The organism is Burkholderia sp. JKS000303 (assembly GCF_002563755.1).
GTDB classification, from domain to species: Bacteria; Pseudomonadota; Gammaproteobacteria; order Burkholderiales; family Burkholderiaceae; genus Burkholderia; species Burkholderia anthina_B.
This window is the reverse complement of sequence record NZ_PDBZ01000001.1, coordinates 1,799,453-1,817,873: the sequence shown is the minus strand read 5'-3', so window position 1 is coordinate 1,817,873 and position 18,421 is coordinate 1,799,453. Positions and strand designations below refer to the sequence as shown.

The following is an 18,421-nucleotide window of genomic DNA, read 5'->3' as shown; positions in this document are numbered from 1 at the left end:
ACGCGGTCTGACGACGGCCTGGTGCGCCGATCCATGTCGGCCATCCCCATCCCCCAGCCCCGCCAACGTCCCGCCACTCCCCCGCCCGCCGCTTCGTCGCGATCACCTTGCCTTTTTCGCGTTTTGTTTAGTATTTTTAGTAACGGCGTTTTCGCAGATTAGCGCTTAAAAACCCGCTATTTCCGGGTATTCCCCGGTTATCCGGCCCGAATTACGCGATGTTTTTTACTATACAATCGCCGTCACCCTAAACAAACCGGACCCCGAACGATGGGCACCACCATTCGCGACGTAGCGCGGGCGGCAGAGGTCTCGATCGGCACCGTCTCCCGCGCGCTGAAAAACCAGCCGGGCCTGTCCGAGGCCACGCGGGCGCGCATCGTCGAGATCGCGCAACGGCTCGGCTACGACCCGGCCCAGCTGCGGCCCCGGATTCGCCGGCTCACCTTCCTGCTGCACCGTCAGCACAACCGCTTTCCCGCCAGCCCGTTCTTCTCGCACGTGCTGCACGGCGTCGAGGACGCGTGCCGCGAGCGCGGCATCGTGCCGACGCTGCTCACGGTCGGCCCGAACGACGACGTGCTGCGCCAGATGCGCCCGCACGCGCCCGACGCGATCGCGGTGGCCGGCTTCATCGAGCCCGAGACGATCGAGGCGCTCGCCGCGACCGGCCGCCCGCTCGTGCTGATCGATCTGTGGGCGCCCGGCCTGCGCTCGGTGAACATCGACAACGCGACAGGCGCGGCGCTCGCGATGCGCCACCTGCTCGCCACCGGCCGCTCGCGGATCGCGTTCATCGGCGGCCCGGGCGCGCACTACAGCCTCGCGCAGCGCGCGATCGGCTACCGGCGCGCGTTCTTCGAGGCCGGCCGGCTGTTCGACCCGGCCTACGAAGTGACGATCGACGCCGGGCTCGACCCCGACACGGGCGCCGCCCGCGCGATGCAGCAACTGCTCGACGCGCCGGGCCTGCGCCCCGACGCCGTATTCGCGTACAACGACGCGGCCGCGCTGGCCGCCCAGCGCGTGTGCGTCGCGCGCGGCGTGCGGATTCCGGAAGACATCGCGATCGTCGGCTTCGACGACATCCCGGCCGCCGCGCATGCGAATCCGCCGCTCACGACGCTCGCCGTCGACAAGGAAGCGCTCGGCCGCCGCGGTGTCGAATTGCTGCTCGCCGAGTCGCCCGAGCGCACCGAGATCTCCCTGCCCGTCGAGCTGATCGTGCGGGCCAGCAGTCAGCCCGCCAGCTCACCGGCGCTCGATACCGCCACGGTCACCGAATCATGAACATGCCCCCGGTCCAATCCTGCCTGGCCACGCCGGCCAGCCACGCGCAAGCGGCGCCGTTCGTCGAGAACTTCCGCGATCCGTCGTTCCTGCTGTCGCACGTCGAGGACACGCTGCGCTTCTACGCGCCGAACGCGTTCGACCCGACGGGCGGCTTCTACCACTACTTCCGCGACGACGGCAGCATCTACAACCGCACGTCGCGACATCTGGTCAGCAGCTGCCGGTTCGTCTTCAACTACGCGATGGCGTACCGGCATTTCGGCGATCCGCGCCATCTCGACTACGCGCGCCACGGCCTGCGCTTTTTGCGCGACGCGCACTGGGACGACGCGCTGCAGGGCTACGACTGGGAGCTCGACTGGCGCGACGGCGCGAAGCGCGCGACGCTCGACGGCACGCGTCACTGCTACGGGCTCGCGTTCGTGTTGCTGGCCGCCGCGCACGCGACGATGGCCGGCATCGACGAGGCGCGCGCGCTGATCGCGTCGACCTACGAACTCGCCGAACACCGCTTCTGGGATGCGGCCGCGGGCCTCTACGCGGACGACGCGACGCCGAACTGGATCGTGTCGTCGTACCGCGGCCAGAACGCGAACATGCACATGACGGAAGCGCTGCTCGCAGCCTACGAGGCGACCGGGCACGTCACCTACCTCGACCGCGCGGAAAAACTCGCGACCCACATCACGCAGCGCCAGGCCGCGCTGTCCGGCGGCCTCGTGTGGGAGCACTACCACGCGGACTGGTCGATCGACTGGGACTACAACAAGGAAGACAGCTCGAACATCTTCCGTCCGTGGGGCTTCCAGCCCGGCCACCAGACCGAATGGGCGAAGCTGCTGCTGATCCTCGAGCGGCACCGCCCGCTCGACTGGCTCGTGCCGCGCGCGGCCGAGCTGTTCGACGCGGCGCTCACGCACGCGTGGGACGCCGATCACGGCGGCCTCTGCTACGGCTTCGGCCCGGATTTCACCGTCTGCGACCACAACAAGTATTTCTGGGTGCAGGCGGAAACCTTCGCGGCCGCCGCGATGCTCGGCGCGCGCACCGGCAGCGAACGCTTCTGGGACTGGTACGACGAGATCTGGCGCTACAGCTGGGCGCATTTCGTCGATCACCGCTACGGCGCGTGGTACCGCATCCTCACGTGCGACAACCGCAAGTACAGCGACGAGAAGAGCCCGGCCGGCAAGACCGACTATCACACGATGGGCGCGTGCTACGACGTGCTCGCGACCCTCGCGCGCCTGGCGGCGCGCAGCGAGTCGACGCAATGAGCGGCGGCGCATTTCCGGCTTTCGTGTCGGCGGGCGACATCCTGACCGACATGGTGCGTGCGGGCGACGCGCAGTGGACGTCGGTGCCGGGCGGCGCCGGCTGGAACGTCGCGCGCGCGGTCGCGCGACTCGGCCTGCCGAGCGCGCTCGCGGGCGCGATCGGCGAGGACTGCTTCTCCGACGTGCTGTGGCGCACCAGCGAAGCGGCCGGGCTCGACCTGCGCTTCCTGCAGCGCGTGCCGCGCGCACCGCTGCTCGCGATCGTCCACGAGACGCGGCCACCCGCGTACTTCTTCATCGGCGACGCGAGCGCGGACCTCGCGTTCGACCCGGCGCGGCTGCCGGCCGGCTGGACCGAGCACGTGAAATGGGCGCATTTCGGCTGCATCAGCCTCGTGCGCGAGCCGCTCGCGGGCACGCTCGTCGCGCTCGCGGAGGACTTGCACGGGCGTGGCGTGAAGATCAGCTTCGATCCGAACTACCGGAACCTGATGACGGCAGCGTACCGGCCGACGCTCGAGAAGATGGCGAGCCTCGCCGACCTGATCAAGGTGTCCGACGAGGACCTGCGCCACCTGTTCGGCGGCGACGGCCCGGACGCGGTCGACGCCGTGCGCGCGCTGAACCCGCGGGCAGCCGTGTTCGTCACGCGCGGCGCACAGGCGGCGACGCTCCACGCGGACGGCGGCGTGCACGAGGCCAGCCCGCCGCGCGTCGAGGTAGTCGACACCGTTGGCGCCGGCGACGCGTCGATCGGCGGGATGCTGTTCAGCCTGATGGCCGCGCCGCACCGCGCGTGGCCCGAGCATCTCGCGTTCGCGCTCGCCGCGGGCGCTGCCGCGTGCCGGCACACGGGCGCGCACGCGCCGACGCTCGACGAAGTCGTCGCGCTGCTCGAACGGTGACGGAATGATGACGGCGCGCTGATCGGTCGCCGATTAGCGGTGCTGTACATGCTGCGCCGCAGTGCTACGATGAAGTGTCCTTTTGCGGGAGAGGCACGATGGACACGAACACGTTCACCAAGGGTATCTACACGGCCAAGGCGCATACGCAGCACGCGGGCAACGGGCAGTTCCAGGGCTATGTGATCCTCGCCCGGGACGACGGCGACGAGACGGAGAACATGCGCTACGACGTCCACACCACGAGTCCGAGCGAGGAAGAGGCGTTCGACGAGGCGAAGGCGCTCGCGCACCGGATCCTCGGCGAAATCGAACTGTAACGCGCAGAACCGTCACGCGCGCGCCGCGGCCTGCCAGCGACGCGCCGCGCGGCTCAGAGCAGCCGCGCCACCATCGACACCAGCATCGTCAGCACCAGCGTGGACATGAACGGGAACGGGTAACGCCGCCCGCCGAGCGTCAGCGTGACGTCGCCCGGCATCCGCCCGATGCCGAGCTTGCCGAGCCACGGCCAGCAGCGCGTCAGGATCATCACCGCGACGAACGACATCATCAGCCAGCGCAGCATGCGGGGCTCCCCGTCAGAGCGCGTGCGAGCGGTCGCCGCGCGCGAACGCGTCGGGCGTGCCGTCGATTCCGCGCGAGAACGCGATCACCTTGAACAGCTCGCCCATCTCGGCCTCCGAGATCAGCTTCTGCACCGCGTTCGCGGCCGGCAGGAAGCTGGCGATGTCGGACGGGTCGATCGCGGCCAGCGCGTCGGTGATGCCCGCGTTCAGCAGGAAGCGCGCCTGCGACGTGTAGCCGAGCAGATCCGCGCCGGTGCCGACGCCCGCATCGTAGATGCCGGTGAATTCGACGTGCGCGGTGATGTCCTGCAGGCCCGGGTACAGGAACGGGTCGTCGTGCGCATGGTGCCGGTAGTGGCACATGAGCGTGCCGCGGTCGCGCTGCGGGTGGTAGTACTCGTGCGCGGGAAAGCCGTAGTCGACGAGCAGCACCGCGCCGCGCGCGAGCATCGTGCACACGGTGCGCGTGAACGCCAGCGCGGCTTCGTGCGTCTCGGTCACGTAGCCATCGTCGACGTCGAGCGTCGCGAGCACCGTCGGCAGGCCGGCTGGCCCGGCGGGCCGGTCGTCGAACGCGAACGCGCGCTGCGCGTCGAGCGCGACGCCGCGCTCGAGCCACGCACCGCCCGCCTTCACGAACAGCCGCACCGGCATCGCGTCGAGCACCTCGTTGCCGACCACGACGCCGTCGAAACGCTCGGGCAGCGCGTCGAGCCAGCGCACCTTGTCCGCCAGCGCCGGGGCAGCGGCCGCGATCGTGTCGCGCTGCCGCTCGCGCAGCTCGCCCGACAGGTCGACGATCCGGTATTCGTCGAGCTCGACGCCGAGCGCGTCGAGCGCCGCCAGCAGGCCGGCCGCGAGCTTGCCGGTGCCCGCGCCGAATTCCATCACGCTGCGCGTGCCGCTCGCCGCGAGCGCCTGCGCGACGGGATTCGCGAGCGTCTGCGCGAACAGCGGCGACAGCTCGGGGGCCGTCACGAAGTCGCTGCCGTCGTCGGCGCGGCGCCCGAACTTGCGCGCGCCGCCGCTGTAATAGCCGAGGCCGGGCGCGTACAGCGCGCGCTCCATGAAGCGGTCGAACGGCAGCCAGCCGCCTGCCGCCGCGATCTCGTCGCGCAATTGCGCGGCAAGGGTTTCGGACTGCGCAAGCGCGTCAGGGCCGGGAGCAGGTAAACTAGCGGGTTCGTGAGCTTTCGGGTTCATCCCGGCATTGTAAATGACCGTTTCAGCCGATACGTCGCCCCCGCGCATCGCGCTCGTCGCAGGCGCACTGGGCAGCGCGGCCGACGCCGCGTCGATCGGTCGGGCACTCGCGACGGAATTCGCCCGGCGCGGCTGGGACGTCGCACTGCAGCGCAGCCCCGGCACGCCGCGTGCGGCCGCCGACGCCCTCGTCGCCGACGTCGCCGCGCTGGGCCGCCGCGCCGTCGTGCTCGACGCCGATCTGGCCCTGGAAGCCGATGCGACCGCGCTCGTCGCGGCATGCCGCGCGGCGCTGGGCCGGCCCGCGTGCGCCGTTTTCGTGAGCGCGTGCGCCGGCACCGACGACGCGCACACGGTGGACGGCGCGTCGCTCGCCGGCGCGCTCGCGCGCAACGTGACGGCGCCGCTCGCGCTGGCCCGCGCGCTCGCCGATGCGACGCCCGACGCCGCGCGCGACGACGAAGCGCTGCGTGCATGCGCGATCCACGTACTGGATCAGGCCCTGTTTCAACCGGCACCGGCGCAGCTGTCGCACGCGCTGATGCAGGCCGCGCTGAACCGCGCGACGTCCGCGCTGGCGCTGGCGCTCGCGCCGAAGGTGCGGGTCGCGGCGCTCGTGCGCGGCCACGCACCGCACGCGAACGACATCGCGGCGGCCGCCTGCTATCTCGCGAGCGCGCCCGGCGTGACGGGCGCGACGCTGACCGTCGACGGCGGCGAGCACCTCGTGCCGCCCGCCGCCGGCCCGAATGAATGAACCGCGCGGATCGCGCGGCCTGATCACCGCCGCCCGCGCCGCTTTGCGTGCGCGCACGCCAATTTGACTGGGACGACCATGTTTTCCGCTCTCCTGCACCCCCGCCTCGCGGATTGCCGCAGGCTCTACCTGCGCGACTACGAGGTGCACATCAACATCGGTGCCTTCGAACACGAGAAGCGCGGCGAGCAGCGCGTCGTCATCAACATCGACCTGTTCGTGCCGCTCGCGCTGTCCACCCCCGTCGACGACCGGCTGCACGAAGTCGTCGACTACGACCTGATGAAGCAGAGCGTCACGCGGTGCGTGGCGCGCGGCCACATCCATCTGCAGGAAACGCTGTGCGACGCGATCGCCGCGCACCTGCTGGCGCACGACACCGTGCGCGCGGTACGCGTCTGTACCGAGAAACCGGACGCCTATCCGGACTGCGACGCCGTCGGCGTCGAAGTCTTTCGCATCAAGGACGAGGAGCGCGCATGAACGCCCCCCACATGAATGACACGGCGGCCGAAGGCGCCGCCATCGAAGCCACCGTCGCCGATACCGGCCGCCCCGCGCTGACGCGCCGCGAGCAGAAGGAAGCGTACGAGAACAACAAGCTGTTCAAGCGGATCGTGCGCCAGGTCGGCCAGGCGATCGGCGACTACAACATGATCGAGCAGGGCGACAAGGTGATGGTGTGCCTGTCGGGCGGCAAGGACAGCTACGCGATGCTCGACGTGCTGCTGCGCCTGCGCGAGCGCGCGCCGATCGACTTCGACATCGTCGCGGTCAACCTCGACCAGAAGCAACCGGGCTTCCCCGAGCACGTGCTGCCCGAGTACCTGACGCAGGTCGGCGTGCCGTTCCACATCGAGAACCAGGACACCTACAGCATCGTCAAGCGGCTCGTGCCCGAAGGCAAGACCACCTGCTCGCTGTGCTCGCGGCTGCGCCGCGGGATCCTGTATCGCGTGGCCGGCGAGCTCGGCGCGACCAAGATCGCGCTCGGCCACCACCGCGACGACATCCTGCAAACCTTGCTGCTGAACATGTTCTACGGCGGCAAGCTGAAGGGGATGCCGCCGAAGCTGCAGTCGGACGACGGCAAGAACATCGTGATCCGCCCGCTTGCGTACGTGAAGGAAACCGATCTCGAGAAATACGCGGAGTTGCGCGAATTTCCGATCATTCCGTGCAACCTGTGCGGCAGCCAGCCGAACCTGAAGCGCGCGGAAATGAAGGCGCTGATCCGCGAATGGGACAAGCGCTTCCCGGGCCGCGTCGACAACATGTTCAGCGCGCTGTCGAACGTCGTGCCGTCGCACCTGATGGATACGACCCAGTTCCCGTTCGCGTCGCTGCGCGCGACCGGCCAGGCCGATCCGCAGGGCGACATCGCGTTCGACGAGGAACCGTGCGCGTCGGGCGACGACACCGCCGCGCCGGGCGCCGCGAAACCGATCTCGATCGTCCAGTTCGACGACCTGTAAGCAGGGCCCGAACACCCGCCGGAAGGGGCGCGCAAGGCCCCGTTCCGGCGCTGTCGCCCCGCCGCGACAGGCCCGGTACGACAGGGGCCGCATGCTAAAATGGACGGCTTCGAACTCCTCTGACAAGCTGGCGCCATGAATATCGTGATTTTGGCGGCAGGCACCGGCAAGCGCATGCGTTCCGCGCTGCCGAAAGTGCTTCATCCCCTGGCCGGCAGGCCGCTCCTCTCCCACGTCATCGCCACCGCGCGCACGCTGCAGCCGTCGCGGCTCGTCGTCGTCGTCGGTCATGGCGCCGAGCAGGTCCAGGCCGCGGTCGCCGCGCCCGACGTCCAGTTCGCGGTGCAGGCCGAACAGCTCGGCACCGGCCACGCGGTGCGCCAGGCGCTGCCGCTGCTCGATCCCGCGCAACCGACGCTCGTGCTGTACGGCGACGTGCCGCTCACCCGCGCATCCACGCTGCAGCGCCTCATCGACGCCGCGCGCGAGGGCCGCTACGGGATTCTGACCGTCACGCTCGACGATCCGACCGGTTACGGCCGCATCGTGCGCGACGCGTCCGGCTTCGTCACGCGCATCGTCGAACAGAAGGACGCATCGCCCGAGCAGTTGAAGATCGCCGAGATCAACACCGGCATCATCGTCACGCCGACGGCCCAGCTGTCGATGTGGCTCGGCGCGCTGAAGAACGAGAACGCGCAGGGCGAGTACTACCTGACCGACGTCGTCGAACTGGCGATCGAGGCCGGCTTCGAGATCGTCACGTCGCAGCCCGACGAAGCGTGGGAAACGCTCGGCGTGAACAGCAAGGCGCAGCTCGCGGAGCTCGAGCGCATCCACCAGCGCAACGTCGCCGATGCGCTGCTGGTCGACGGCGTCACGCTCGCCGATCCCGCCCGCATCGACGTGCGCGGCGCACTGCGCTGCGGCCGCGACGTGTCGATCGACGTGAACTGCGTGTTCGAAGGCAACGTGACGCTCGCCGACAACGTGACGATCGGCGCGAACTGCGTGATCCGCAACGCGTCGATCGGCGCGGGCACGCGCATCGACGCGTTCACGCACATCGACGGCGCCGAGCTCGGCGCGAACACCGTGATCGGCCCGTACGCACGGCTGCGCCCGGGTGCGCAGCTCGCGGACGAAGCGCACGTCGGCAACTTCGTCGAGGTGAAGAACGCGGTGATCGGCCACGGCTCGAAGGCGAACCACCTCACCTACATCGGCGACGCCGACATCGGCGCGCGCGTGAACATCGGCGCGGGCACGATCACCTGCAACTACGACGGCGCGAACAAGTTCCGCACCGTGATCGAGGACGACGTGTTCGTCGGCTCGGACACGCAGCTCGTCGCGCCGGTGCGCGTCGGCCGCGGCGTGACGATCGCGGCCGGCACGACGATCTGGAAGGACGTCGCCGACGGCGTTCTCGCATTGAACGAGAAGACGCAGACCGCGAAGAGCGGCTACGTCCGCCCGGTCAAGAAGAAGAGCTGAACCTTTTGCGGACGCCCGAGCGGCGTCCGCGTCGACTTACAGGATTGACCATTCATGTGCGGCATTGTCGGCGCAGTTGCGCAGCGTAATATCGTTCCGGTGCTGATCGAAGGATTGCGGCGCCTCGAATACCGTGGCTACGACTCGTGCGGCGTCGCCGTGCTCGAGCCGGGCGCACCGAAGCGCGCGCGCAGCGTCGCGCGCGTCGCCGATCTCGACGCGCAGGTGCGCGAATCGCACCTCGAAGGCACGACGGGCGTCGCGCACACGCGCTGGGCGACGCACGGCGCGCCCGTCACGCACAACGCGCACCCGATCTTCTCGTCGAACGCGCTCGCGCTCGTCCACAACGGCATCATCGAGAACTTCGAATCGCTGCGCGAAGCGCTGCGCGCGAAGGGCTACGAATTCGTGTCGCAGACCGACACCGAAGTGATCGCCCACCTCGTGCACAGCCTGTATCGCGGCAACCTGTTCGACGCGGTGCGCGAAGCGGTGGGCCAGCTGCACGGCGCGTATGCGATCGCCGTGATCCACAAGGACCAGCCGCACACGGTCGTCGGCGCGCGCCAGGGTTCGCCGCTCGTGGTCGGCCACGGCGACGGCGAGAACTTCCTCGCGTCCGACGCGCTCGCACTGGCCGGCAGCACCGACCGCTTCACGTTCCTCGAGGAAGGCGACGTGTGCGAGTTGTCGCTCGACGGCGTGAAGATCGTCGACCGCCACGGCGCGCTCGCGCAGCGCGAGATTCGCGTCGTCAGCGCATACGGCGGCGCAGTCGAACTGGGCCCGTATCGCCACTTCATGCAGAAGGAAATCTTCGAGCAGCCGCGCGCGATCGGCGACACGGTGCCGCAAACCGAAGCGTTCGACGCAACGCTGTTCGGCGAGGCGGCCCCCGCCGCGTTCGCGAACATCGACAGCCTGCTGATCCTCGCGTGCGGCACGAGCTACTACTCGGGCCTCACCGCGAAGTACTGGCTCGAATCGATCGCGAAGATCCCGACCCAGGTCGAGATCGCGAGCGAATATCGTTACCGCGAATCGGTGCCGAATCCGCGCCAGCTCGTGCTGGTGATCTCGCAGTCGGGCGAGACGGCCGACACGCTCGCCGCGCTCAAGCACGCGCAGTCGCTCGGCCACACGCATACGCTCGCGGTCTGCAACGTCGCGACGAGCGCGATGGTGCGTCTCACCGAGATGCAGTTCCTCACGCACGCGGGCACCGAGATCGGCGTCGCGTCGACGAAGGCGTTCACGACGCAGCTCGTCGCACTGTTCGTGCTGGCCGCGACGCTCGGCAAGCTGCGCGGGCACGTCGATGCCGCGCAGGAAGCGGAATTCCTGAAGCAGTTGCGCCACCTGCCTGCCGCGCTGAACAGCGTGCTCGCGCTCGAGCCGCAGATCATCGCGTGGTCGGAGGAGTTCGCGCGCAAGGAAAACGCGCTGTTCCTCGGCCGCGGGCTGCACTACCCGATCGCGCTCGAAGGCGCGCTGAAGCTGAAGGAAATCTCGTACATCCACGCCGAAGCGTATCCGGCCGGCGAACTGAAGCACGGGCCGCTCGCGCTCGTCACGGAAGCGATGCCGGTCGTCACGGTCGCGCCGAACGACACGCTGCTCGAGAAGCTGAAGTCGAACATGCAGGAAGTACGCGCGCGCGGCGGCGAGCTGTACGTGTTTGCCGACGCCGACACGCAGATCGTCAACGACGACGGCCTGCACGTGATCCGGATGCCGGAGCACTACGGGCAACTGTCGCCGATCCTGCACGTCGTGCCGCTGCAACTGCTCGCGTATCACACGGCGTGCGCGCGCGGCACCGACGTCGACAAGCCGCGGAATCTCGCGAAGTCGGTGACGGTGGAGTAAGGCTGCCTGGCCGGACGGGCCGTCGCCGGCCCGTCCGAACGTCGTATCGGTGTGCAGCCGGCCGTTTGGCCAGGTCGAAATATATACCACGTAGTGGTATATAATCCTGTGCTAACTCGACTGGCTCGACATGTCTGCTTCCGTACGACGCGTCTTCAAGACGAAGTGGTTTCACAAGGCAGCCGGAAAAGCGGGAATCGCCGATGGCGAACTCTGCCGCGCGGTGCGGGAGCTGGCCCGCGGCCAGGGCGTCGATCTCGGCGGCAACGTCTGGAAGAAGCGCCTCGACGGGAATCGCCAGCGCGCAATCGTGCTGGGCAGGATCGGGGACACGTGGGTGTTCGTGTTCCTGTTCGCGAAATGCGACCGCGACAACATCGACGCCCGTGAACTGCGTGTCTTCAGAAAGCTCGCCGCGGATGTCGGCCGACACACCGACAGCGACATCGCGACGCTGGTTACCCTGAAAGAGTGGGTGGAGATTTGCAATGGCTAAGAGTCGATTCAAGAGCGACGCGACGGAGGCGATCCACAGCGCCGCGTCGGGCCTTTATCGCGCGCAACTGATCGACAAGAAGACGATGCGCGAGTACGACGAGCTCTGCATCGAAGCCGCGCCGCAGTTCGATCCGGAAGCGATCGCCCGGATCCGCAAGTCGGTCAACGTCAGTCAGAGCGTGTTCGCGCTCTACCTGAACACCACGACTTCGACGATCCGCCAATGGGAACAGGGCGACAAGCGGCCGAGCGGCATCGCCGCGCGCATGCTGCAGATCGTCGAGAAACACGGGCTCGAGGTGTTCTCCTGAGCCGGCATTCCCCGAATGCGCATGAGCGGCCGCGCCCCGCACCGGGCATCGCAACGCGTGCGAGCCGCAAGGAATATGACGGAGAGACAATGGTAAGACTGTTTGGATGCGGATTGCTGGCGCTGACGTTCGCGTCGACGGGCTGGGCCGCCGAGCACTACGTCGAGGTCTGGAACCCGCCCGAGGCACGGCTGCCGGCACCGCACACGCCGGATGCCCGTACGCCGGACGCCCGTACGCCGGCCGCGCACACGGGCGCCGACGCGCATGCCGGCAGCAAGGCCGCGGAAAAACACGCGAGCGTGCAGCCGAAAGCCGTCGTGAAACCGCACAAGCGCCGCGTCGCGCAGGCCGTCAAAGTCGTGCCACATCACCCGCCCGCCGCCACGGTGGAAGCGCCAAGCGCGCCGCGTCCGGTCGCGCAGCCCACACCGGGCCGGCTCACGGTGATGCAGCCCGCCACGCCCGACACGCCGCACGCACTCAATTTCTCCAATATCCCGCGGCAATACACGCCGGACGGCAACGTGCTGCGGGTCGGCACGGGCAACCGTTCCGCGGAGGTGACTCGATAATGGAAGCGCAGACCTATCTCGGCTACCAGATCTGGGGCCACGCGATCCTGCAGCAGGACGAGATCCTGCAACCCGAACGCTTCGCGGCGAGCGGCACGATCACGCAGAACAACCGGCTCGTCGAAGCGTCGGGCGTGCTCGGCGTGTTCGACACCGAGGACGACGCACGCGAAGCGGGGCTCGAATGGGCCCGCGCGTGGATCGACAACCACCGCTGAACCTCGCGCGGCGCGGGCCGGCGCCGCCCTTCCCGCCTTTTCACGTTGTCGCGGCGGCGCTCCGCTGCCCGCCGCCTTGCATCACCCTTCATCGCCTTGACCCTCCTTGCTTGAGTTTAATCACCCGGCAAGAGACTCGTTTTTCGGGGCAAGCTCAGCGTGCTTCGTCCGATCTGGCTGGAATCCGGTTGAAGCGGCCTATCACCGTACCGACCTACTGGAACGTTATGGAGGCATGGGTGCAGCCCATCTGCGCTCTTTGACCACCCATGTTCATGGCTCCCTTCTCTCAAAAGTTGGAGCCTCCACCAATCCGGGGCCGTTCAGGAAGACCAATCATATCCGTCCCGCGCAAGCGAGCTCATCCCTAACGTCGGGATGAGCAATATCGACCATTCGGCTGACACGCTGTTTCAAACTCAGTCCGCGCAAGTCGGCCGCCCCGAACTCCGTCACAATCAGGCCAACGTCACTCCGTGAGGTGCTGACCGGACCGTTCAGTTGCGCAACGATTCGGCTCCGCGCCTTACTCATGGACGGCAATGCGATAATCGGCACCCCGCCTCGTGAGCGGGCGGCGCCGCGCAAGAAATCACCCGCGCCGCCCACTGCGCCAAGATAGGTGCCATTCGCGACCTCGGCGTTCACCTGCCCCGTCAAGTCGACTTCAATCGCGGAATTGATCGCGACGAATCGATCGATGCGGGACAACACGTCCGGATGATGGACGTAGTCCGTCGAGCGCATCAGCAAATTGGGATTGCGATGAGCAAAGCGATGCAGGACATCGCTTCCTATCAGGACCCCCGCAACAGTCTTGCCTCTGTCAATCGACTTGCGCGCATTGGAAATCACACCGCAATTCATCAGTCTGGCCACGCCATCGCCAATGCTCCCGGAGTGCACGCCGAGGTCGCGATGCGCGGTCAGGCTGCCAAGCACGGCATCGGGAATCGAACCGATGCCCGTCTGCAGGGTCGCGCCATCCTCGATGTATCGGGCCACGTGCCGGGCAATCCGTTCATCGCAGGATGTGGGCGCAGTGCGTGCCTGCTCCAGCACCGGTCGATCAGACAGCAGGACCGCGTCGAACCGGTCGAGCGCCAGCGACCGCTCGCCGTAGACCCATGGCGCCTGCCGGTTAACTTCGGCGATCACGACTCGTGCACTGTCGAGAGCGGGCAGCAAATATTCATGAGCGAGACTGAGGCTGTAGCGCCCCGCCTCGTCAGGTCCCGCCACCTGCAGCAGCAACACGTCGACGCGCAACGCACCGTCCCGCAGCAATGCAGGCAGTTGAGAGTAATGACATGGAAGCACGTCAAGCACCCCGGCATTGGCCAACGCACGATTCGCCCCTGATCCGCCATAGCTGACGAATTCGACATAATCGGCATGCTCCGCGCGGCACGCGTCGCTCGACGCGATTCCCAATACCACGCGGAATCGCCCGATCCGTTCTCGCTGCGCCATCAACGCACGCGTAAGCGGTAATGGTTCCGCGTTGGCCTGCCCCCACAACACCGTGTCGCCTTCCCGCACCCATGTCGCGAGATCGAACGACTCCTGAACCAGATAATGTGTCATCGAACCTTCGGCCGAAAAGCGGCAGGCACACGGCAACGCCGTGCGCCCGTAACAGGCCCTAGATGGCCGACGGATGACGCGCCAGCGGCGTCACCTGAATCGTCATATACGGAAACAGCGGCAGCGAAGACAGCAACTGATGCAGCTCGTCGTTACCCTCGACATCAAAGATGCTGATATTGGAATACCGGCCGACGACCCGCCACAGGTGCGGCCACTTGCCCGATTTCTGAATCTCGATTGCTTTCGCCTTCTCCGCCACCTTGATCTCCTCCACGCGGTTCGCATCGAGCGTGGCTGGAATGTTGACCTGCATTTCTACGCAAAACAGCATTTTTCGTCTCCTGTTCGAATGAATCTGAAATTCGCCAGCATCGACATCAGCGCGAGTTCTTCCCCAAACTGGTCGCGACAAGCACGCCGCTACGCGAAAAGATGTTCGTTTCCACCGAATACCTTCGGGTCATCGAACGCGTGATCGCACTATCGAGCAACATCCAGTCGTTAACGTCGAACGAACCACGGTGAAACCGCATCGAGAATTCGCCCGAACCGGGTTCGAAGCTCACGGCTTCGGCCGGCGTCCGGCCGGTCTCGACGGCGACGGGTGTATGGCTGACCGCGATATACGTCAATGCAGCCGCACACCACGCGCCCCCAGCCGGCAATGGATGCCTGAGCCGACACCAGACACGCAGTCGGACATTGCCAGCCTCGCCGGGCTCCGGCAGGGTCGCGATCCATTCACGGATTTCCGCGAACGGCATGTGGCGTTCACCGCGGCGCGTGGCGTCCATCGGCGACGGCCCTGCAACCGCCGCATCGCTCGACGCGTCTTCCGCATAGGCCGTCCCGCATGCCGCCGCGCATGCTTCCGTCTCCGCGAAAATCACCTGCATGCGGCCCAGCATATCCAGCCCTTGCACGGCATAGACGTCCCGACACACGTTGCCGGCCTTCGCGCCGGCAGACTCGACCGCGTACTCCAGCCCCTCGCCCGAACGAGGCTCTCCCGAGATGCTCAGTTCCAGCGCGCGTACACGACGACTCCCGATCGACTGGGCCGCGGCCCATACTCCCTGACCCGCCATCAGGCCGGCGCCGAACATCGGGCGGGACTCGAAATGAACGAAGCAGCTTCGATAAGAACGCTCACCTGTGCTGGACACGGGCAGCAGGATCGTCAGATCGTCATATCCCGACGAGGCAAACGGGTGATCGCATGATTCGTGCATGACGCTGTGCCCGCGAATCATTCGTCCGGCTGCGGCAGGACCGGTTCGGTGCGAAACGGCTTGAGCTTGCCGATAAAGGTCTTCCCGTGCTCAAACCAGGCCCGGCGAATATCCGAATCGAGATATTGCCGGTAGGCGGCGTCGTTCTCGAACCAGCATTCGCCGATGGCGTCGACGTGACCGATGTCGAAGAACGGCACATGCGTATCGGCAGGCTGTTCGGCCACGTACCGCACCTCGTATTTCAACAGGCCGGGTACGTCGCGGGACATTTCATCGTGCCGCGCGCACTCGCGCCTGAATTGCTCGTTCGACATGCCTTCGGGTTTGACGAGCAGATAGAGCATCCGGATCATTTCTTTTCCCTCTTTGAAAACAGGTATGCCGCAAGCACACCGCGTCGATGACATCAGTCACCGCCGTGGGCCATGGCGCCGGCCTGCCGTGCGACACCGGCGCCGCTCAGGCTCGTGTCCAGTTCGTCGAGCTTGACGCCGCGAGTCTCGGGCAACATCAGGATCGCGAGCACCGAGATCGCGTATGACCCGAGGCAGAACAGGCCGATGGCCGTGGCCAATCCGGTGCGCGCCGACAGGATGCCGACGCCCGCCACCGCACTCGCGCCCACGGACTTGCCGACGTTGTATGCGAAGCCCATGCAAGTGGTTCGAACATTCGTCGGGAACAGTTCGCTCAAATACGGCCCGAGTGCGGCAAACATACCGATGGACAGAAACCCGACCCAGAATCCCATGATGCTGGCGAGCGCCGGGCTAAGCGCCACGAACATATAGCAGACCGTCACGATCCAGCTGCCAAGCGACAGCACGATCAGCGTGGGACGCCGCCCTACCTTGTCCGCGAGATATGCCGACACCGCAAATCCGCAGAAGGAACCAAACGCCATGATCAGAATGGTCGTGATGAGCGACCCCGGTGCAACATGGCGCTCGATCAGCAACGAGGGCAGCCAGACCAGGATCGCGTAGCATCCGGCCTGCAGCCCGATCACCAGCAGACTGGCCAGAATGGTCGACCGCAGATACTGCGGATCGAACGCCGAAGACAGCGAAGCGCGCGGAGCCGTGGTATGCCTGGATTGCTCGAACAGTTCCGACTCCTTTACGTTGCGCCGGATAAACAGCACGACACTTGCAGGAATGACACCGCTCCAGAACGCGACGCGCCAGGCCATCTCTTTCGGCAGATGCGTCAGCAGGATCGTGGCGACCAGAACGGCAAGCGCCCAGCCGAGCGCAAACCCGGATTGCACGAAGCCCATCGCCTTGCTGCGGTACTGCGGGCTGGACGCTTCGGCCATCAACGCGGCCCCTACGGCCCACTCGCCGCCGAATCCAAGCCCCTGAAGCGTGCGAGCGACCAGCAATTGCTCGTATGACTGGGCGAAGCCGGCCAGCACGCCAAAGAACGTGAACCAGAGGATCGTGAAAATCAGTACACGGACCCGCCCGTAGCGATCGCTCATGATGCCGGCGACCCATCCACCGATAGCCGTGACCACCAGCGCCACGGTGCCGATGAGTCCGACCTGGCCCTTGCTCAGCGCCCACGTCGCCATCAGCGCAGGCAACAGAAAGCTGAACATCTGCATGTCGAACGAGTCCAGCGCCCATCCTGAATAACATGCCCAGAATGTCTTCTTCTGCTGCGGCGTACCGCGTCTGTACCATTCAAACATTTTCCGTCTCCATTGCAGTCGTTATATTTTCTGCGCCGTCTCCGGCAGAGGTCGTCCTATCCTATGCAGGCTGCGACGCGTCCAATAACGAGAAATCGAGCGGGATTCCAGTCGCCGCCTGAAGGGTCAACGGCGTCTGGCCGTCGACGATTTCGATCACGAATACGCTGTCCTCGCGAATCTCGAGTGTGGCGAGATCGGTATAGACCCGGCTCACGCAACCCAGACCCGTCAGCGGATACGTGCAGCGGGGCAGCAGTTTGCTTTTTCCGTCTTTGGTCAGGTGGTCCATCATCACGAAGACCCGCTTGGCGCCGATCGCCAGATCCATTGCACCGCCAACGGCCGGAATGGAGTCCTCTTCACCGGTGTGCCAATTCGCGAGATCGCCATTTGCCGACACCTGAAAAGCACCCAGCACGCAAAAATCCAGATGGCCGCCACGCATCATCCCGAAAGAATCGGCGTGGTGAAAGAACGCCGCACCACGTCCGAGCCTGATCGCTTCCTTGCCGGCATTGATCAGGTCCCAGTCTTCCTGTCCCGGCTCTGCCGCGGCCCACTGACCTAGAACCCCGTTCTCGCTATGCAGGATCACCTCCTTGTCGCGCCCGAGATGATTGGCGACGAGCGTCGGAAGGCCGATGCCGAGGTTCACGTAAGCGCCGTCGGGAATGTCGCGCGCGACGCGAGCGGCCAGCAGATTCCGCGCTTCTCGATTCATTTCGTTCTCCGTCTTCGCTACGTTCAATGCGTGTGGCCGTCGCCGCGAACCACTACGCGGCTGACAAAGATGCCGGGCGTGACAATCGTTTCCGGATCCAGTTCGCCGAGTCCGCGCACCTGCTCCACCGCGGCAATCGTGGTCTTCGCCGCCATTGCCATCACGGGAGCGAAGTTGCGAGCCGTCTTGTTGTAGACCAGGTTGCCCCACCGGTCGGCGGCCTTCCCGTTGATCAGCGCGAAATCGACGTGAATCGGATATTCGAGAACGAAGTCGCGATCGTTGATCCGGCGCGTTTCCTTGTTCTCTGCCAGCATCGTTCCGAAACCGGTCGGCGTATAAAACGCACCGATTCCGCAACCGGCGGCCCGCAGGCGTTCCGCAAGATTGCCTTGCGGAACGACCTCCAGTTCGATGCGTGCGGCGCGGTACAACTCCTCGAAAACGTAGGCGTCTTTCTGACGGGGAAACGAGCACAGCAACCTGCGGACGCGGCGCGCCTTCAGCAATGCCGCCAGCCCGGAATCGCCATTGCCTGCGTTGTTGCTGACCACCACGAGTTCCTTCGCGCCCTGCTCGATCAACGCATCGATCAGTTCGTCGGGCATGCCGGCCCCGCCGAAGCCGCCGACCGCGATCGTCGCGCCGTCGGGTACATCATGAACGGCGTCCAATGCCGTGCTGCATATCTTGTTGATCATGTCCGTCGATTCTCTCGGCCTGTGG

At 66.4% G+C, this 18,421-nt stretch carries 22 protein-coding genes; 13 read left to right on the top strand and 9 right to left on the bottom strand.

From position 1 onward, the window contains the following. Positions 1 to 270 precede the first annotated feature (270 nt). From BX604_RS08825 to BX604_RS08810, 4 genes are all read left to right on the top strand, one after another. Entirely contained in the window at positions 271 to 1,290 is a 1,020-nt protein-coding gene (locus BX604_RS08825) for a LacI family DNA-binding transcriptional regulator (protein ID WP_098550407.1), read from the top strand. Further along, positions 1,287 to 2,570 carry an AGE family epimerase/isomerase gene (locus tag BX604_RS08820; protein ID WP_098550406.1) on the top strand — a complete coding sequence of 428 codons (1,284 nt, stop codon included), beginning with the start codon at positions 1,287 to 1,289 and terminating at the stop codon, positions 2,568 to 2,570. Before BX604_RS08825 ends, BX604_RS08820 begins: the two co-directional genes overlap by 4 nt. After that, entirely contained in the window at positions 2,567 to 3,475 is a 909-nt protein-coding gene (locus tag BX604_RS08815) for a carbohydrate kinase family protein (protein WP_098550405.1), read from the top strand. Before BX604_RS08820 ends, BX604_RS08815 begins: the two co-directional genes overlap by 4 nt. 98 nt (positions 3,476 to 3,573) lie before the next feature. Next, positions 3,574 to 3,795 carry a hypothetical protein gene (locus BX604_RS08810; protein WP_060110715.1) on the top strand — a complete coding sequence of 74 codons (222 nt, stop codon included), beginning with the start codon at positions 3,574 to 3,576 and terminating at the stop codon, positions 3,793 to 3,795. Between the two features lie 53 nt (positions 3,796 to 3,848). Here the strand turns inward: BX604_RS08810 and BX604_RS08805 are convergent, their stop codons facing one another. Both BX604_RS08805 and BX604_RS08800 read right to left on the bottom strand, forming a co-directional pair. Next, a complete protein-coding gene (locus BX604_RS08805; protein ID WP_098550404.1) occupies positions 3,849 to 4,043 on the bottom strand; it encodes a DUF2905 domain-containing protein in 195 nt (64 codons plus the stop codon). A gap of 13 nt (positions 4,044 to 4,056) precedes the next feature. Then, positions 4,057 to 5,247 carry a class I SAM-dependent methyltransferase gene (locus tag BX604_RS08800; protein ID WP_098550403.1) on the bottom strand — a complete coding sequence of 397 codons (1,191 nt, stop codon included), beginning with the start codon at positions 5,245 to 5,247 and terminating at the stop codon, positions 4,057 to 4,059. Between the two features lie 13 nt (positions 5,248 to 5,260). Between BX604_RS08800 and BX604_RS08795 the strand changes: the two genes are divergently transcribed. The 9 genes from BX604_RS08795 to BX604_RS08755 all read left to right on the top strand — a co-directional run bounded on the left by BX604_RS08795 (position 5,261) and on the right by BX604_RS08755 (position 12,450). Next, entirely contained in the window at positions 5,261 to 6,004 is a 744-nt protein-coding gene (locus BX604_RS08795; RefSeq protein WP_098550402.1) for an SDR family oxidoreductase, read from the top strand. A gap of 78 nt (positions 6,005 to 6,082) precedes the next feature. Then, positions 6,083 to 6,487: a dihydroneopterin aldolase gene (locus BX604_RS08790; protein ID WP_098550401.1), complete on the top strand. Its 405-nt coding sequence runs from the start codon at positions 6,083 to 6,085 to the stop codon at positions 6,485 to 6,487. Continuing rightward, a complete protein-coding gene (gene ttcA / locus BX604_RS08785) occupies positions 6,484 to 7,479 on the top strand; it encodes a tRNA 2-thiocytidine(32) synthetase TtcA (protein ID WP_098550400.1) in 996 nt (331 codons plus the stop codon). The genes BX604_RS08790 and ttcA overlap by 4 nt, the downstream gene beginning before the upstream one ends. Positions 7,480 to 7,614: 135 nt before the next feature. Beyond that, positions 7,615 to 8,976 (top strand): bifunctional UDP-N-acetylglucosamine diphosphorylase/glucosamine-1-phosphate N-acetyltransferase GlmU, encoded by a 1,362-nt coding sequence (gene glmU, locus BX604_RS08780; RefSeq protein ID WP_098550399.1) that lies wholly within the window; start codon positions 7,615 to 7,617, stop codon positions 8,974 to 8,976. Between the two features lie 54 nt (positions 8,977 to 9,030). Continuing rightward, positions 9,031 to 10,848, top strand: coding sequence for a glutamine--fructose-6-phosphate transaminase (isomerizing) (glmS, locus tag BX604_RS08775; protein ID WP_098550398.1), 1,818 nt, complete (start codon positions 9,031 to 9,033; stop codon positions 10,846 to 10,848). 130 nt (positions 10,849 to 10,978) lie between these two features. After that, positions 10,979 to 11,344, top strand: a complete 366-nt coding sequence (locus BX604_RS08770) for a type II toxin-antitoxin system RelE/ParE family toxin (protein WP_098550397.1) — start codon at positions 10,979 to 10,981, stop codon at positions 11,342 to 11,344. After that, a complete protein-coding gene (locus BX604_RS08765; protein ID WP_098550396.1) occupies positions 11,337 to 11,657 on the top strand; it encodes a helix-turn-helix domain-containing protein in 321 nt (106 codons plus the stop codon). Before BX604_RS08770 ends, BX604_RS08765 begins: the two co-directional genes overlap by 8 nt. 89 nt (positions 11,658 to 11,746) lie before the next feature. Continuing rightward, positions 11,747 to 12,232, top strand: a complete 486-nt coding sequence (locus BX604_RS08760) for a hypothetical protein (RefSeq protein WP_098550395.1) — start codon at positions 11,747 to 11,749, stop codon at positions 12,230 to 12,232. Continuing rightward, positions 12,232 to 12,450, top strand: a complete 219-nt coding sequence (locus tag BX604_RS08755; protein WP_096508904.1) for a hypothetical protein — start codon at positions 12,232 to 12,234, stop codon at positions 12,448 to 12,450. The genes BX604_RS08760 and BX604_RS08755 overlap by 1 nt, the downstream gene beginning before the upstream one ends. 336 nt (positions 12,451 to 12,786) lie before the next feature. Here BX604_RS08755 and BX604_RS08750 read toward each other — a convergent pair whose 3' ends face one another. The 7 genes from BX604_RS08750 to BX604_RS08720 form a co-directional block, all read right to left on the bottom strand. Beyond that, on the bottom strand, positions 12,787 to 14,037 hold the full coding sequence (locus BX604_RS08750) for an acetyl-CoA hydrolase/transferase family protein (protein WP_098550394.1): 1,251 nt from the start codon (positions 14,035 to 14,037) through the stop codon (positions 12,787 to 12,789). A gap of 58 nt (positions 14,038 to 14,095) precedes the next feature. Next, entirely contained in the window at positions 14,096 to 14,371 is a 276-nt protein-coding gene (gene catC, locus BX604_RS08745) for a muconolactone Delta-isomerase (protein WP_098550393.1), read from the bottom strand. Positions 14,372 to 14,417: 46 nt separating this feature from the next. Then, entirely contained in the window at positions 14,418 to 15,293 is an 876-nt protein-coding gene (locus BX604_RS08740) for an acyl-CoA thioesterase domain-containing protein (protein ID WP_098550392.1), read from the bottom strand. After that, a complete protein-coding gene (locus tag BX604_RS08735; RefSeq protein WP_096508908.1) occupies positions 15,290 to 15,628 on the bottom strand; it encodes a 4-methylmuconolactone methylisomerase in 339 nt (112 codons plus the stop codon). The genes BX604_RS08740 and BX604_RS08735 overlap by 4 nt, the downstream gene beginning before the upstream one ends. 53 nt (positions 15,629 to 15,681) lie before the next feature. Then, complete coding sequence (locus BX604_RS08730) at positions 15,682 to 16,971, bottom strand: MFS transporter (protein ID WP_098550391.1); 1,290 nt, start codon at positions 16,969 to 16,971, stop codon at positions 15,682 to 15,684. A gap of 61 nt (positions 16,972 to 17,032) precedes the next feature. Beyond that, on the bottom strand, positions 17,033 to 17,695 hold the full coding sequence (locus BX604_RS08725) for a 3-oxoacid CoA-transferase subunit B (RefSeq protein WP_098550390.1): 663 nt from the start codon (positions 17,693 to 17,695) through the stop codon (positions 17,033 to 17,035). Between the two features lie 23 nt (positions 17,696 to 17,718). Continuing rightward, complete coding sequence (locus BX604_RS08720) at positions 17,719 to 18,396, bottom strand: 3-oxoacid CoA-transferase subunit A (protein ID WP_098550389.1); 678 nt, start codon at positions 18,394 to 18,396, stop codon at positions 17,719 to 17,721. Positions 18,397 to 18,421 lie beyond the last annotated feature (25 nt).